1 protein-coding gene and 2 pseudogenes are annotated in these 1,560 nt (G+C 61.9%); 2 read left to right on the top strand and 1 reads right to left on the bottom strand.

From position 1 onward, the window contains the following. Nucleotides 1–126 (top strand): annotated as a pseudogene (locus MKK64_RS11985) (IS5/IS1182 family transposase); the annotation flags it as partial. Nucleotides 127–135: 9 nt separating this feature from the next. Here MKK64_RS11985 and MKK64_RS11980 read toward each other — a convergent pair. Next, nucleotides 136–294, bottom strand: a pseudogene (locus tag MKK64_RS11980) (tyrosine-type recombinase/integrase); the annotation flags it as partial. A gap of 249 nt (nucleotides 295–543) precedes the next feature. Here MKK64_RS11980 and MKK64_RS11975 point away from each other — a divergent pair. Next, nucleotides 544–1,560 (top strand): DUF2252 domain-containing protein (locus tag MKK64_RS11975; RefSeq protein ID WP_243935077.1); only part of this gene is annotated, 1,017 nt, incomplete at its 3' end.

Genomic DNA, 1,560 nt, shown 5'->3' with positions numbered 1-1,560 from the left:
GTCGAGCGCTTCTTCAGCAAGATCAAGCACTTCCGCGCCGTCGCCACCCGCTACGACAAGGATCCCGACAACTTCCTCGCCAGCGTCAAACTCGCTGCCGTCCGGGTCTGGCTGCGAACTTTATGAGTCCGCGACCTAGAGGAACCCGCTCCCTGCATGATCTTTGAAGGCGTTTGCCCGGTGGACGTACCCGAGGACGGTCCGGGGGTCGCGGTGGCCTGACACTTCCATGATGCGCGCGAGGTCGGCCCCGTGCTCGGCCGCCGTCGTCACGAACCCGGTCCGCAGGCTGTGCCCACCGAACGCGGCCGGGCAGGTAACTCCATCGAGGCGCTAGTCACCTAAGCCATGCACGAAATAATTGCAAAACACAGCCGGTAAAAGGTGCACCAGAGTTGGACTGACGTGCTACGCGTTCCCGCTCCCGCCTGTGATCCGGCATTCCGCTCGGCCAACGTTAGTCCGGCGCTTTCAATTTGCCATCGTGCCGCTAGCTTCATTTGCAGCGAGCGGTTGAGGTCGATGGAGCGGTCAGCACACTTTATGAACACCACACCACTGCTCAACGATCACCAAGAGGCTCTAGTCAAAGCCGCTGAAGAAGCGGTCCTGGAGCCATTGGCAGACTTTCCGCATATCGAGCTGCGTTCGGGCGTGGAGCCGTGGGACAAGCGGCGCACCGCCGGCAAAATCCTACGTATCGAAATTCCTCATAAAGCTCATTCCGTACTGAATGTTAGCGCGGATCGTCCAGACCCGGTGATGCTGATCGAGGCAGCACATGAGGGCCGGCAATCGCACCTCATTCCTCTCCGCATCGCCCGCATGGCTTCCTCACCATTCGCTTTTCTGCGTGGGGCTGCTCAGGTCATGGCCTGGGACCTCGCTCATGGTCCTCGCACCGCAATCGATGTGGTTTTGAACGGGGACGCACACATTTCCAATTTCGGCTTGTTCGGAACCCCACAAGGCGATGTCGTATTGGATCTCAACGACTTCGATGAGGTCACAGTTGGACCGTGGGAGTGGGATCTCAAGCGGCTTTGTGCAAGCATCGAGGTGGCAGCTCGCGACGCTGACGTGCCCCCATCTGAGCGTCGGGAGGCGACGCTGAGCGCCGTGGCGGGCTACCAGCACACGATGAACGATCTTGCCCCTCGCGGATCGCTCGAAGTCTGGCAGTCCGCATCGCGAGCCGACGATCTTGTCTTCGCCGGGATCGAGATCGATGCACGCTCTCAAGCGGTCGTGACCAAGGCCGTTGGGAAGGCTCGGCGGAAGACTAATGAGAGTCTGCTGGCCCGCGTCGGGGAACGTCGTACAGATGGTGGTTGGCGGTTCCGCGAGGATGCGCCGATCCTCGTTCGGGTTGATGATGCCACGCGCGAGGCTGTGACGTCCGGGTTGGAACGCTATGCTGAGACGCTGCCGCGCGAGCGCCGGTTCATGCTGAGCCGCTACCACGTGGTCGACGTCGCCCACCGCGTCGTCGGGGTCGGCAGCGTCGGGACCCGCGCCTACGTGGCGCTGCTCTGCGGCAACTCGGACCAGGACGTGCTC

This window comes from Methylobacterium sp. E-025 (genome assembly GCF_022829705.1).
GTDB lineage: Bacteria > Pseudomonadota > Alphaproteobacteria > Rhizobiales > Beijerinckiaceae > Methylobacterium.
The sequence above is the reverse complement of the archived record's forward strand: the minus strand, read 5'-3'. Positions and strand labels throughout refer to the sequence as shown.